The organism is Teichococcus globiformis (assembly GCF_042646265.1).
Classification (GTDB): Bacteria; Pseudomonadota; Alphaproteobacteria; order Acetobacterales; family Acetobacteraceae; genus Pseudoroseomonas; species Pseudoroseomonas globiformis.
The window spans coordinates 129,793-143,199 of record NZ_JBHRTN010000002.1; the positions used below are offsets into that span (position 1 = coordinate 129,793).

Sequence of the window (13,407 nt, forward strand, 5' to 3'; positions counted from 1 at the left end):
CCGCGGCGCCATCAATCGATCACCGCCTGGTAGGTCAGCACCCTGAGCTCCCGTCGCAGCGGCCAGGTCGAGGAGGGCATGAGCTGCGTCATCAGGATAACGGCCATATCCTCAGCCGGGTCGATCCAGAAGGCGGTGGAGGCGGCCCCGCCCCAGGCATATTCACCCGGCGTGCCGATGATCTGTGCCCGTGCGGGGTCGAGCATGACGGAAAAGCCGAGGCCGAAGCCGATGCCCTCGGCAGTGGTCTCGGACCAGCGCGGCTGGCCCATCGCCGCCATGTCGCCGCGCAGGTGGTTGCTGGTCATCAGCTCGGCCGTCTTGCGGCCCAGCAGGCGAATGCCGTCCAGCTCGCCCTTGTTCAGCATCAGCTGGCAGAAGCGCCAGTAATCGGCAGCGGTGGACACCAGACCGCCGCCGCCTGAGCAGACGCTGCGAGGGCGGCGATAGGGACTCATGGAAGGATCGTCGATCAGTTCCAACCCGCCTTCCGGAGCGCGGATGTAATTGGCGGAGAGACGCCGGTGGTCGGCCTCCGGCACATGGAAGCCCGTATCCCGCATGCCAAGCGGCGCCAGGATGCGGTCGCGCAGGAAGGCCTCGAAGCTCTGGCCGGAGATCAAGGCCACCAGATGGCCCAGCACGTCCGTGGCGATGCTGTAGTTCCATTCCCGCCCCGGCTGGGCGATCAGCGGCAGGGTGGCGGCCTGCTCCACGACCTCGGCCAAGCTGGTTTCGGCGATCTGGAAATCGACGCCGCGCTCGCGGTAGAGCGCGTCCACCAGCGTCGATTGCATGAAGCCGTAGGTCAGGCCGGAGGTGTGGGTCAGCAGGTCGCGGAAGGTGATATCCCGCTCGGCCGGTACCGTGTCGATCTTGCCCCGCGCTCCGCCCACTGCCACCCGCATGTCGCGGAAGCAGGGCAGAAAGCGGGTGATCGGGTCGTCCAGCTGGAAGCGCCCCTCCTCGTACAGCATCAGGACGGCCAGGCTCGTGATCGGCTTTGTCATGGAATAGATGCGGAAGATGGTGTCCGCCGCCATCGGCGTGCCGCGCTCCAGATCCGCCAGCCCTGTGGCGTCCAGCAGGGCGACCTCGCCACGCCGGGCCACCAGCGTCACCAGCCCCGCCAGCCGATCCTCCTGCACCTGCCGCTCCGCCCATCGCGTCACTGCGGAAAGCCGCGTCGGGCAAAGGCCGAGCTGGGCCGGATCGCCGGACGGAAAAAGGGCGGGCCTGATCATGAAGGACGCTCCGTTGGGATGACCGGGCCGATTCTGGAACGGGCGGCGCAGCCCGTCGAGGGGCGGCGGAGTGCGGTCAAGATACAGTTAGAAACCAAAAAGTAGATAATGTGTGGTATATCCATCGCTGCCGGTGCGCAGAAGGCGCGTCGTACTCTGAACAAAATCGTCGGGCGGCAGGTCAGGATGGCTGTTTTTGTGGGAACCACCGGGGCGGACCGGCTCGTCGGCACGGCGGGGGACGACACGCTTCAGGGGCTGGCGGGCAACGATGTCCTTGAAGGTGGGGCCGGTGCCGACATCCTCTCCGGCGGCGACGGCGATGATGTGCTGATCGGCGGACCGGGGGCGGATACGCTGCATGGCGGTGCCGGGAACGACACCTTCCGCTACATGACCTTGGCCGAGATTCACCTGGACCGGATTGTCGATTTCGGTGCCGGCGACCGGATCGACCTGTCGGCCATCGCCGGCATCACCTTTATCGGCACGCGCAGCTTCAGCGGGATGCCCGGCGAATACCGGATCGTGCACGGGCTCGGCTACGCCACCTTGCAATTCGACACGCGCGGCTACGGCGTGGCCGACATCACCCTGACACTGGACGGTGCGCCGCGGCTGACGGAAACCTTCAACGGCTCCAACATCCTGATCCTGGCCATGCGGGTGGTGCAGACCGGCGGTGCCGGCAACGATGTGCTCGCGGGTGGCGTGGCGAACGACCAGCTGGATGGCGGCGCGGGCAATGACGTGCTGTCCGGTAACGACGGCGACGATACCCTGATCGGCGGCGATGGCGATGACGTGCTGATCGGCGGCCTGGGCGCGGACCGGCTGATCGGCGGCGCGGGTAACGACACCTTCCGATACCTCGATCTGGCTGAAATGGCTGGCGATGTGATCGAGGATTTCGGCACTGGCGACCGGATCGATCTCTCGGCGCTCCAGGGCGTGCAGTTCATCCAGGATGCCAGCTTCAGCCGCGTGCCGGGACAGATACGCCAGGCCGGCGACACGCTGGAGGTGGACACGGACGGCGATGGTCGCGCCAACTTCGTGCTCCGCATGCCAGGGGCGGGGCAGCTGCAGGATGTCGGCGGCGGCGTGCTGATGCGGGTCGATTCGCTCGTCATGATCGGCACCGCCGGCAACGACGTGCTGGTGGGCGGCGCAGCGAACGACCGTATCGAGGGTGGTGCCGGCAATGACCGCATCAGCGGGCTGGGCGGTGACGACCGGCTGGTCGGCGATGCCGGCGACGACACGCTGGATGGCGGCACCGGCAACGACATCCTGGATGGCGGCACCGGCAACGACACCCTGTTGGGCGGCGATGGCGACGACATCCTGCTGGGCGGGGCCGGCAACGACATCCTGGTGGGCGGCCTCGGTGCCGATGTGATGACCGGCGGCCCCGGCAACGACATCTTCCGCTACTACAGCGCCGCCGAGCTGGATGGGGACCATATCACCGACCTTGCGGTGGGAGACACCATCAGCCTGAACCGCCTGACCGGCTTCGTGTTCATCGACGATGCGCCCTTTTCCGGCCTGCGTCCCGAGATCCGCTTTGCTGGCGGGCTGCTGCAGGTGGACAGCGATGGCGATGGCATCGCCGATGCCACGGCGCGCGTGGATGCCGGCGGCCGCGTGCTGGAGGAAGGGGTGGTAGGCAACCTGCTGCTGGGGCCGGCGCTGAACCGCACCCTCTTCGGCGGCAACGGCGCCGACGTGCTGAACGGCCGTGCGGGCAATGACCGGCTAGTCGGCAATGCGGGCGACGATGTGCTCAACGGCGGTGCCGGCGACGACATCTTGGAAGGCGGCGAAGGCAACGACGTCCTGATTGGCGGACCCGGCAGCGACATCATGACCGGTGGCCCCGGCGCCGACACCTTCGTGATCGATGCGGCGGATTCCCGGCCGGGCAACGACGTGATCACCGATTTCAGTCTGGAAGACCGGATCCAGCTGATCGGCCCTTCCGGGCTGGTCTGGGTCGGTGACGCCGTCTTCAGCGGTGTTCGGCCCGAGGTACGGCAGGTGCAGACCCCCGGTGGTGTGATGCTGCTGGTGGACGGCAATGGCGATGGCATCGCCGAGCAGACGGTGATGCTGAACGGCGCCGGCTCACTGGTCGAGACGTCGCGGGGCTCGCTGGTCCTGACGCTGATCTCAGGCCAGACCCTGGTCGGCGACAACGGCAACAACGCGCTGTTCGGCGGCGCCGGCAACGACCTCATCTATGGCGGCGAGGGTCACGACACGCTCCATGGTCAGGGGGGGGGCGACCGCCTCTTCGGCGAGGCCGGCAATGACGTCCTGTACGGTGGCGATGGTGACGACGTGCTGGATGGCGGTGATGGAAACGACGTGCTGTATGGCGGGCTCGGTGCCGACCAGCTGATTGGGGGAGCGGGAGCCGATGTGTTCCGCTACCGCGAAGTGGCCGAAATCGCCGGCGACCGCATTCTGGACTTCTCCGCCGAAGACCGGATCGATCTGGCGGCCCTGACCGACCTAAAGATGGCGGTGGACGGCTTCACCGGCGCCGGGGCGGAAATCGCCGTCTGGTCCTCCTACCTGGGACGGGACGAGGGCAAGACCTTTCTGGTCATCGACATCAATGGCGATCTGCAGCCGGACTACGTGCTGGAGATGGATGGCGACTTCGCGCTGGAGGAAACCTCGGCCGGGTCACGCATCCTGGTCATGGCGCCCGATCGCACCATCAGCGGCGGCAGCGGCAACGACACACTGACCGGCGGCGCCGGCAACGACCTGATCAGCGGCGGAGCCGGCAATGACGTGCTCAACGGCCGCGGCGGCGACGACCGGCTGCGGGGCGGCGCGGGCAACGACATCCTCTATGGCGAGGCCGGCCAGGACTACCTCTATGGCGAGGAAGGTGACGACATCCTTTATGGTGGCGATGGCGATGACCGGCTGATGGGCGGTGCCGGCGACGACATCCTGATCGGCGGCCTGGGCTCCGACAACCTGTCCGGTGGCGAAGGCAACGACATTTTCCGCTACCTGTCGGTGGCAGAGGTCGCCGGCGACGTGATCAACGATTTCGGCCAGGGCGACATCCTGGACATGGCGGCGCTGAAGCTGACCTTCATCGGCAAGCAGACCTTTATCGCCAATGGCGCGCCGCAGCTGCGTTACTTCACCGGCTCCGCAACTGGCATTCAGATCGACAGCAATGGCGACGGGATTGTCGATGCCGCCTTGACGATGCGGGGTATCCTGGCACTGGAGGAAACCGCCCCCGGCTCCGGCCTGCTGCGCCTGGTGCCCGACCTGGTCCTGACCGGCACGGCTGGCGGCGATACGCTGACGGGGCGGGAAGGCAACGACATCATCTCGGGTCTTGGCGGCAATGACGTGCTTTACGGCGGTGCCGGCAATGACCGGCTCGATGGCGGTGCAGGCGATGACATTCTGTACGGCGGGCCAGGCAACGACATCCTGACGGGGGGCGCCGGCAATGACCGCTTCGTCTGGACCAGCGCCGATTTCCGTTCGCCCTTCTTCGACACGGTCACGGATTTCGCACCGGGAGACGTGCTGGATCTGGCGGGCCTGTTCGGCAGCTTCCGCGGCACGGCGGGCTTCACCGGCCTGGGAGATGCCGAGGTTCGGCAGCAAGGCTCGGTGCTGCTGATCGACAGCAATGGAGACGGCTTCTCGGACAGTTCCATCACCCTGACCGGTCTGCACGGCCAGCTGGAGGAGACCATCGCCGGATCGGGCCTGCTGGTGCTGGCGCCTCCGCTGGTGCTCACCGGCACCGCCACGGATGATGTGCTGACCGGGCGCGGCAACAGCGACATCATCCGTGGCCTGCAGGGCAACGACATGCTCCGCGGCCTGGGGGGCGACGACCTGCTCTACGGCAATGAAGGCGACGACATCCTGGATGGCGGCGACGGCAATGACGTGCTGGTCGGTGGAGCCGGCGCCGACACGCTGACCGGCGGCGCCGGACAGGACATCTTTGTTTTCGCCAATGGCGATGTCGGGCGCGGCATCCAGCGTGACATCATCACGGACTTCAATCCGGCTGAGGACCGGCTGGATCTGTCCGGCATCGACGCGAACCTGAGCGTGGCGGGTGACCAAGCCTTCATTTTCATCGGTGGAGCAGCCTTCACTGCGGCGGCGCAGCTGCGCTTCGCGGATGGCGTGCTTTACGGCAATGTGGATGCCGACCTGGCCTATGATTTCGAGATCGCCATGCCCGGCGTGGTCGCGTTGGCAGCCTGGAACTTCGTGGCGTTGTAGGCTGGCGGCAGGGTGCCGCCGGCCTGTCGGTCAGCCAGGCATTTTGTCGTCGTAGTGGCGAATGAAGCGGGCGGTGACATCGACCAGCTTTTCCGTCAGCGCCGCGCCCGTCTCGGCGGAGGACAGGTTCGGGTCACCGCCGGCGACGCCCTCGTTGTAGATCTCGTCATATTCGACCGGTAGCCCGATCTCCGCTCCGTCAAAGGAACCCAGGCCCAGCGCCGTGTGCGGGATGCCGAGTTGAGCGTTCGGCTTCAGCTTTTTCGCCGGTGGCACCATCTCCTTGCGGATCAGCTCGGGGAAGAGGTGGAGGCCGAGGCTCGTCAGCGGATCGGCGCCATGGCCCGACACAGCCTTGGCTTTCTCTGCGCCAACAATGCCGGGAAGCATGCCGTAGGCGATGCGCCACAGGTAAAGACTGGGGATCAGCACCTCGTCACGGCGGTAGACATCGCGGGTCACCTCGGAGATGGGGCCGACATTGCCGCCGTGGCCGTTGATGATGATCACCCGCGTCAGCCCGTTGCGGAACAGCGAATCGATCATGTCGCCGATCACCAGCTCCAGCGTGCCCTGGGTGATGGCGATGCCGCCGATCATCGGACCGAAATGGTCGGCGCCGCCGAAGGGCAGCACGGGCGCCACCACGGTGCGGGTGCCGAGTTCCGTGGCGCGCAGGGCGGCCAGCTCGGCGACCTTCTCGGCAAGCAGATAGTCGCCCATCGGGGCATGGGGTCCCTGGTCCTCGTGGCTGCCCATGGGCAGCAGCACAACCGGCTTCTGGGCGTAGAGCTCGCGCCCCTCGCCGCCGGTGATGGTGCCCATATGCACCTTGGGGTTGGTCAGTTGTGCCATGGTCGGGCGCTCTCCTGGTGTGGGCGAAAGTTGGTTGTCAGCTGATCTCGGCGGCACGGATGCAGGCCACACGACGGCCATCATCGCCGAACGGCGCGAGATCGGGCACCACCTGGGCGCAGGCCTCCACCGCGTACTGGCAGCGCGTGCGGAAGACGCAGCCGGAAGGCGGGTTGGCCGGGCTCGGCGGATCGCCCTGCAGCAGGATGCGCTCAGTACGCTGCGCGGCATGGAGGCGCGGCGTGGCCGAGAGCAGGGCGCGAGTATAGGGATGGACGGGGCGGTGGAAGATCGGCTTCGCCGGTCCCTCTTCCATGACGCGGCCCAGATACATGACGACCACACGGTCGCAGAGATGCGCCACCACCGGCAGGTCATGGCTGATGAACAGCATGGCCAGGCCGAGGTCGCGCCGCAGCCCGTCCAGCAGCTGGAGGACCTGGGCCTGGATGGAAACGTCCAGCGCGCTGACCGGCTCGTCCGCCACCAGGAAGTCCGGCGCGGTGGACAGCGCACGCGCGATGCCGATGCGCTGCCGCTGGCCGCCGGAGAATTCATGCGGGAAGCGCTGCGCGTGGGCGGGGTCCAGGCCGACCCTGTCCAGCAGCGCCGCCACCTGCTGCGCCGCGTCCCCCCTGCCGTGCAACCTGATGCCGTCGGCGATCTGCGCACCGATGCGGCGGCGCGGGTCCAGGCTGCCATAGGGGTCTTGGAACACGATCTGCAGGCGCTGGCGCAGCTTGCGCCATTCGCCGCCCGTGAAATCGGCCAGCGGGCGACCCTCCACGGTGACGCTGCCATCGCTCGCCGGCATCAGCCCCAGCATCAGCCGCCCCAGCGTGCTCTTGCCGGAGCCGCTCTCGCCGACCACGCCCACCGCTTCGCCGCGCGCGATGGAGATGTCGATGCCACGCACCGCCTGCACCGGCTTCGACTTGCGGAACATGCCCTTGCCGGGAAAGGTCTTGGACAGGCCCTTCGCCTCGATCAGCGCACCGCTCATGCCGGCATCTCCTCATGGTGCGGGGTCAGCTCGTCCCAGCGGATGCAGCGGACATTGCGGCCGGGCTCGGCCTCCTCCAGCACCGAGGGGGCGGCGGTGCAGATCGGCCGGGCATGGGCGCAGCGCGGAGCGAAGCGGCAGCCCGGCGGAAAGGCATGCGGGGATGGTACGATGCCGGGAATGCCGGCGGGCGGGTGGTCGCCTTCCGGCACAGCGGCCAGCAGCGCACGGGTGTAGGGGTGCAGGGGGCTCTGGAACACCTCGGCCACCGTGCCTTGTTCCACCACCTGCCCGGCATACATCACCGCCACGCGGTCAGCGATCTCGGCCACCACGCCCAGGCTGTGGGTGATGAAGATGATGGCCGTCCCGGTTTCCCGCCGCAGCTCGGCCAGCAGATCCAGGATCTGCGCCTGCACCGTCACGTCCAGCGCCGTGGTGGGCTCGTCGCAGATCAGCAGCTTCGGCCGGTTGGCCAGCGCCATGGCGATCATGACGCGCTGCTTCATGCCGCCCGACATCTCGTGCGGGAAGGCGCGCATGCGCCGCTCGGGGTCGGCGATGCCGACGCGGCGGTACAGCGCCTCCGCCTGGCGCCAGGCCGAGGCCCGGGAAATGCGCTGATGCGCGAGAATGGCCTCCACCACCTGGTCGCCCGTCCGGTGCACGGGGTTCAGGCTGCTCATCGGGTCCTGGAACACCATGGCCATGCGGCCGCCGCGCAGCCTGCGCATCTCGGCCTCCGGTAGGCGGAACAGCTCTGTCTCGCCCAGCCAGGCCTCGCCTGCCGCGACGCGGGCCGCCGGCGGCAACAGCCCCATCAGCGCCGTGGTGCTGACCGACTTGCCTGAGCCGCTCTCGCCCACAATGGCCAGCGTTTCTCCGGCGCGCACCTCGAAGGACACGTCCTGCACCGGGCGGATCGGCCCGCGCGGCGTATCGATCTCCACCGTCAGGCCCCGCACGTCGAGCACCGTTTCCGGGTTGCCCCTGGCAGCCGGCAGCAGGCCGGGCAGCAGACGGTCCACGGCGCGGAAGCGGGAGCGGGTGCCGCCGGTCCGCGGATCCACCGCATCGCGCAGCGCGTCGCAGAGCAGGTTCATGGCCAGAATGGTCAGCGTCAGCACGGCGCAGGGCCAGAACAGCAGCATCGGCGCCTGTTCCATGGTGGCGCGCGCGCCGCGGATCATCAGCCCCCAGGAGGGGGCGGGCGGCACCACGCCGAGGCCGAGAAAGGACAGTCCGGATTCGAGCACCACCGCGGAGGCGACGGCGAGGCTGAGCTGCACCAGCACCGGTCCCGCCACGTTCGGCAGAACGGTGCGCAACAGGATGCGCGGCGCCGGGGCACCGAGCGCGCGCACCGCCTCCACATAATCGTGGCTGCGGGCCGAGAGCACCTCGGCATAGGTGACGCGGGCGAAGCCGGGCAGGTAGAGGATCGACAGCACCAGGATCAGCGTGCCGGCGCCCGGACCCATCAGGGTGACCACCAGCAGGGCCAGCAGCACGGGCGGGAAGCATAGGATCACGTCCATGCTGCGCACCGTCAGCAGTTCGCCGAGGCCGCGGAACCAACCGCCGATCAGGCCGAAGGCGGTGCCGATGACACCGGCAATCAGGGCCGAGGCGAAGGCCACGCCGAGGCTGGTTCGGGCGCCCCAGATCAGGCGTGAAAACACGTCGCGGCCGAATTCGTCGCGGCCGAGGGGCGAACCCTCCATCGGTCCGGCAAGGCGGTTGGCGATGTCCTGGGCCACGGGGTCGGCCAGACCCAGCAGCGGCGCAACAAGGGCGGCCAGCAGGATCAGGCCGACCAGCGTGCCGGGGATGATCAGGCGCTTCATGCCGGCTCTCCCGGATGGGGCAGGGGAGGGAGTGTGCTCATGCGGCGCGGATCCGCGGATCGAGGGCGGCGTAGAGCAGATCCATGATCAGGTTGATCAGCAGGAAGAGGCCGGAGATGGTCAGAACAATGCCCACCACCATCGGGTAGTCCCGCGCTTCCACGGCGCGCAGCAGCGGCGTGGACATGCCCGGCCAGTTGAACACGTATTCCACCAGCACCGTCCCGCCGAGCAGCGTGCCCATGTGCAGGCCAAGCACGGTCAGCACCGGCGTCAGCGCGTTGCGCACCACGTGCTTGACCAGCACCCGGCGTCCGGTGAGGCCCTTGGCACGGGCGGTGCGCACGTAGTCGCGCGACAAGGCATCCAGCACCGATGCGCGGGTCATGCGGAACAGCACCGCTGCCAGCCCCTTGGCGATGGCGATGGCGGGCATGGCCAGCAACGTCAGGTGCCGCAGCGGGTCATCGGCCAGGGGGACATAGCCGCCGGCCGGCATGATCCGCAGCATCTGCGCCAGCACCAGGATCAGCAGGGTGCCGACCACAAAGACGGGCACCGCCAGCAGCAATGCGGCGGCGCCGGAGGCGATGCGGTCGAACAGTCCGCCGCGGTGCAGGGCGGCATAGGTGCCGGCGGGGATGGCGATGATCACGGACAGAATGGTGCCTGCCAGGATCAGCTCCAGCGTACGCGGCAAGCGCAGCGCGATTTCCTCCAGCACCGGGTAGTCGTCGATCAGGGATACGCCAAGATCACCCTGGCTCAGCCCGACGAGAAAGGCGCCATACTGATCAAGCAAGGGGCGGTCGAGGCCGAGCCGATCGCGCAACTCGGCCACGGCGGCGGGGTCTGGCATGGTGCCACCGGTCGAGAGCAGAAGCTCGGCCGGATCGCCCGGCACCATGTGCAGGGTCATGAAGACGATGGTCGCCACCAGCCAGGCCAGGGCGATGGAAATGCCGATGCGGCGCAGGATCCACAGCATCAGCCGAAGGCCATGTCTTCGAGTTGCGAGACGGACAAGGCGGTCAGGGCGCCAGGCAGCGTCTTGAAGCCTGAAAGGCCGGACTTCATCGCGAAGCCCTGGGACCGCCAGGCAAGGCCGACCATGGGCACCTCCTCCAGCGCGGCGCGCTGCATGTCCTTGTAGATCGGAACGCGCTTCGCCGCGTCCAGTTCCGAGCGCCCCCGCGCCAGCAGGGCGGCGGTGCGCGGCGCCTTCACGCCGAAAGAGCGTCCGTGGGAGGGCGACAGGTTGGTGTCCAGCACGGGCGTCAGCCCGTCCGGGTCGTTGCTGTCGGCCGAGGTGCCGTGGATCGCGATCTCGTACTGGCCACGCGTGCCCAGGCTGACGCGGGTGGACCAGTCCGGCAGGCGAAGTTCGCAGCGTATGCCAATCGCGGCGAGGTGCTGCTGCACGACCTCCGCCGTGTCCTTGTGCATGTTGAACTGCGCGGTGGAAAGCAGCGTGGTCTGGAAGCCGTCAGGGTGGCCGGCCTCGGCCAGCAATGCCTTGGCGCGGGCCGGGTCGTAGTTCCAGCCGCGGGACAGCTCCGCATCCCAGTAGGGCGTGCCCTCGACGATCGGCACACCTTCCAGCACCTTGCCGCGGCCGAAAAACGCCACCTTGACGATGTCCTCCCGACGGATCGCGTGCGCCACGGCGCGACGTACGCGGGCATCGGCGAAGGGGCCCCGTGCGCCGTTGAACAGGACGTCCATGAAGGGACCCTCCACGGCATCGAGCTGGAAGGCGGGGTCGGCCTCGATACCGGCCATGAACTGCCATGGGACCATCTCGATCATGTCCACCTCGCCCGACTGCAAGGCGGCCATGCGCAGATTCTCATCGGCATAGACGATGATGCGGATGGTCTTCAGCCGCGGGCGGCCCGGCCTGAAATAGCCGTCGAAGGCAGTCAGTTCGAGGGAAGAGCCGCGCTCCTGCGCGGTGAGGCGGTAGGGCCCGGCGCCGATCGGCTCGCGCGGTTCCGAGCCGCGCCACACGATGGGCATGTTGTAGCCGCCGAACCATTCCGGCAGCGTCGCTGCCGGTTCCTTGGTGATGAAGCGGATGGTACGCGGGTCCGGCGTCTCGATCCGCTCAATGGCCTGGAACTGCGTCCGCATGAAAGCGGTGGAACGCTCGCTGGCGACCTGCTCCACTGTCCATTTCACGTCTTCCGACGTCAGCGTTTCACCGTTGTGGAACACGATGTCGGGGCGCAGGCGGAACACCCAGGCGCCGCTGGCATCGAGCGACCAGGAGTCCGCCGCCTCGCCTTCCAGCTGGCCTTCCCGGTTGTAGCCGACCAGCCGGCGGTGGGTCAGCAGCTTGATCGTGCCGGCGGCGCTGCCGGTGCTGACCCAGGGCTGCAGGTTGGGCGGGTAGGCGGAGAGACCGTAACGCAGCGTGCCCTCGGCGGCGCGGGCAGCCTTCCATGGACGAAGGAAGGGCAGGCCGGCACCGGCGAGGAGGAGGGATCGACGGGCCATGGTGATCATAAGCGAATACTCCAGCCAGGGGCGGAGCCGTTGGTCACGGCGGCGGTGCTTCCCGTGGAAGCGCCCTGGCGCGGCTTGCAAGCCTTGCGCCAGGTTCGGCATGGCAGGCACTGCTACCGGCCGCTCGGTCAGCGGAGCCTGACGTTTCGGTCAGTGCGCGGCCTTTGGGCAAGTCTGCCCGGGAAAAGCGCAGGCCCCCGCCATCCGGGCGCCGCGGCAGGAAAGGATCAGCGGCCCCAGCGCAGCACCTGGGCATCCAGCGCGCCCGCCAACTCCAGCAATCCCTTGCGCGTTTCGGGGTGCAGCGGTGCCAGGGGATGGCGGGCGCGGTCCGAGCGAATGACGCCGCCGGCCTGCATCAGCGCCTTGGCCGCCAGCAGCCCGCACTGGCGGTTCTCGTAGTTGATGAGCGGCAGCCAGCGATTGTAGGCGGCCATGGCGGCGGCCCGGTCCCCGGCAACCCATGGGTCCATGATCTGGCGAATACCATCCGGGTAGCCCCCGCCGGTCATGGCCCCGGTAGCGCCCGCATCAAGGTCGGCCATCAAGGTGATGGCTTCTTCACCGTCCCAGGGCCCGATAATGGCATCGCCACCCAACTCCAATAGGGTGCGCAGCTTCGCCGCCGCCTGCGGCACCTCGATCTTGAAGTAGGACACATTGGCGATCTCCTTGGCCATCCGGGCCAGGAAGGGGCCCGAGAGAGGAGTTCCGGCCACCGGAGCGTCCTGGATCATGATCGGGATGTCGATCGCGTCGGATACCTGGCGGAAGAAGTCGAAGATGGCCAGTTCAGGCACCCGGATGGTGGCGCCGTGATAGGGCGGCATGATCATGACCATGGCCGCACCGGCCTCCTGGGCGCGGCGGCTTCGCTCGGCACAGATATGGGTGGCGAAATGGGTGGTGGTGACGATCACCGGGACCCGCCCGTCCACATGGCGCAGCACAGCGTCCATGACCTCCTCCCGCTCGGCATCGGTCAGCACAAATTGCTCGGAGAAGTTGGCCAGGATGCAGAGGCCCTGGGAGCCGGCATCGATCATGAAGTCGATGGCGCGACGCTGGCCGTCGAGGTCGAGCCTGCCCTGATCGTCGAACACGGTGGGGGCGACGGGAAAAACGCCGCGATAGGGTCCGGGCATGCTGTTTCGTTTCCTCCTGTGGTCCGGGCTTCCGGTGTCGGCGTGCCTGCTCCGACGGATGGCACGTATTGGGGTGGCCGGGCATGAGGCCGCGGCACCCGGCGGTATTCTGAGCATTGCTGGGTGAGGGAGGGAAGAGGGCGCCAAAAGCCGGGGCGAAGGAATCTGTCGGAAGGGCGCAGAAACCTGTTTGACTCCTCGGATGGGCGGGCTTAGAAGCCGCCCCCTGCCTCCGGTACGGCGCCCTTGCGGCTCTGAACCAGAGGAAGTCGGCAAAGTTGTTCCGAGATTCGGTTTGGTTTGTGGATAACTGAAATCCTCAACCACCAAGTAGTCGGAAAGTAACGGCGCTGAGGGTTGGTAAAAAAACTGGTTGACGAGCTTGCTTGAAGCCAGTAAATACCGACCCACGCTGATTGACAATTGCATCGGGTTTTTCTGGAAGTATTGGTTTGGTTAGATTTGCCTTTTGATTGGGGCGGATTTGGCTGGGTTGGTGTTTCGGCTGACGTGGT

Annotated in this window: 9 protein-coding genes; 1 reads left to right on the forward strand and 8 read right to left on the reverse strand. The window is 67.5% G+C overall.

The window, feature by feature from the left end:
- Positions 1 to 11: 11 nt before the first annotated feature.
- On the reverse strand, positions 12 to 1,244 hold the full coding sequence (locus ACFOD4_RS00840) for a serine hydrolase domain-containing protein (protein ID WP_379592617.1): 1,233 nt from the start codon (positions 1,242 to 1,244) through the stop codon (positions 12 to 14).
- A gap of 186 nt (positions 1,245 to 1,430) precedes the next feature.
- On the opposite strand from ACFOD4_RS00840, the gene ACFOD4_RS00845 reads away from it, so the two are divergent.
- The gene (locus tag ACFOD4_RS00845) at positions 1,431 to 5,534 is read left to right on the forward strand and encodes a M10 family metallopeptidase C-terminal domain-containing protein (RefSeq protein ID WP_379592619.1); all 4,104 of its coding nucleotides are present in this window, start codon (positions 1,431 to 1,433) and stop codon (positions 5,532 to 5,534) included.
- Positions 5,535 to 5,564: 30 nt separating this feature from the next.
- On the opposite strand, the gene ACFOD4_RS00850 is transcribed toward ACFOD4_RS00845, so the two are convergent.
- From ACFOD4_RS00850 to ACFOD4_RS00880, 7 genes are all read right to left on the reverse strand, one after another.
- Positions 5,565 to 6,389, reverse strand: coding sequence for a creatininase family protein (locus ACFOD4_RS00850; protein WP_379592621.1), 825 nt, complete (start codon positions 6,387 to 6,389; stop codon positions 5,565 to 5,567).
- A 37-nt stretch (positions 6,390 to 6,426) separates the two neighbouring features.
- A complete protein-coding gene (locus ACFOD4_RS00855) occupies positions 6,427 to 7,392 on the reverse strand; it encodes an ABC transporter ATP-binding protein (protein WP_379592623.1) in 966 nt (321 codons plus the stop codon).
- Positions 7,389 to 9,239, reverse strand: coding sequence for a dipeptide/oligopeptide/nickel ABC transporter permease/ATP-binding protein (locus ACFOD4_RS00860; RefSeq protein ID WP_379592625.1), 1,851 nt, complete (start codon positions 9,237 to 9,239; stop codon positions 7,389 to 7,391). The genes ACFOD4_RS00855 and ACFOD4_RS00860 overlap by 4 nt, the downstream gene beginning before the upstream one ends.
- A gap of 37 nt (positions 9,240 to 9,276) precedes the next feature.
- Complete coding sequence (locus ACFOD4_RS00865) at positions 9,277 to 10,227, reverse strand: ABC transporter permease (RefSeq protein WP_379592627.1); 951 nt, start codon at positions 10,225 to 10,227, stop codon at positions 9,277 to 9,279.
- On the reverse strand, positions 10,227 to 11,747 hold the full coding sequence (locus ACFOD4_RS00870) for an ABC transporter substrate-binding protein (protein WP_379592629.1): 1,521 nt from the start codon (positions 11,745 to 11,747) through the stop codon (positions 10,227 to 10,229). Before ACFOD4_RS00870 ends, ACFOD4_RS00865 begins: the two co-directional genes overlap by 1 nt.
- 227 nt (positions 11,748 to 11,974) lie before the next feature.
- On the reverse strand, positions 11,975 to 12,892 hold the full coding sequence (locus tag ACFOD4_RS00875; RefSeq protein WP_379592631.1) for a dihydrodipicolinate synthase family protein: 918 nt from the start codon (positions 12,890 to 12,892) through the stop codon (positions 11,975 to 11,977).
- Positions 12,893 to 13,211: 319 nt separating this feature from the next.
- A partial coding sequence (locus ACFOD4_RS00880; RefSeq protein WP_379592633.1) for a hypothetical protein occupies positions 13,212 to 13,407 on the reverse strand: 196 nt, incomplete at its 5' end.

Excerpts from the sequence above, each read along its gene's own strand:
- ACFOD4_RS00840 (WP_379592617.1), bottom strand. The coding sequence starts at position 1,244 with ATGATCAGGCCCGCCCTTTTTCCGTCCGGCGATCCGGCCCAGCTCGGC.
- ACFOD4_RS00845 (WP_379592619.1), top strand. The coding sequence starts at position 1,431 with ATGGCTGTTTTTGTGGGAACCACCGGGGCGGACCGGCTCGTCGGCACG.
- ACFOD4_RS00850 (WP_379592621.1), bottom strand. The coding sequence starts at position 6,389 with ATGGCACAACTGACCAACCCCAAGGTGCATATGGGCACCATCACCGGC.
- ACFOD4_RS00855 (WP_379592623.1), bottom strand. The coding sequence starts at position 7,392 with ATGAGCGGTGCGCTGATCGAGGCGAAGGGCCTGTCCAAGACCTTTCCC.
- ACFOD4_RS00860 (WP_379592625.1), bottom strand. The coding sequence starts at position 9,239 with ATGAAGCGCCTGATCATCCCCGGCACGCTGGTCGGCCTGATCCTGCTG.
- ACFOD4_RS00865 (WP_379592627.1), bottom strand. The coding sequence starts at position 10,227 with ATGCTGTGGATCCTGCGCCGCATCGGCATTTCCATCGCCCTGGCCTGG.
- ACFOD4_RS00870 (WP_379592629.1), bottom strand. The coding sequence starts at position 11,747 with ATGATCACCATGGCCCGTCGATCCCTCCTCCTCGCCGGTGCCGGCCTG.
- ACFOD4_RS00875 (WP_379592631.1), bottom strand. The coding sequence starts at position 12,892 with ATGCCCGGACCCTATCGCGGCGTTTTTCCCGTCGCCCCCACCGTGTTC.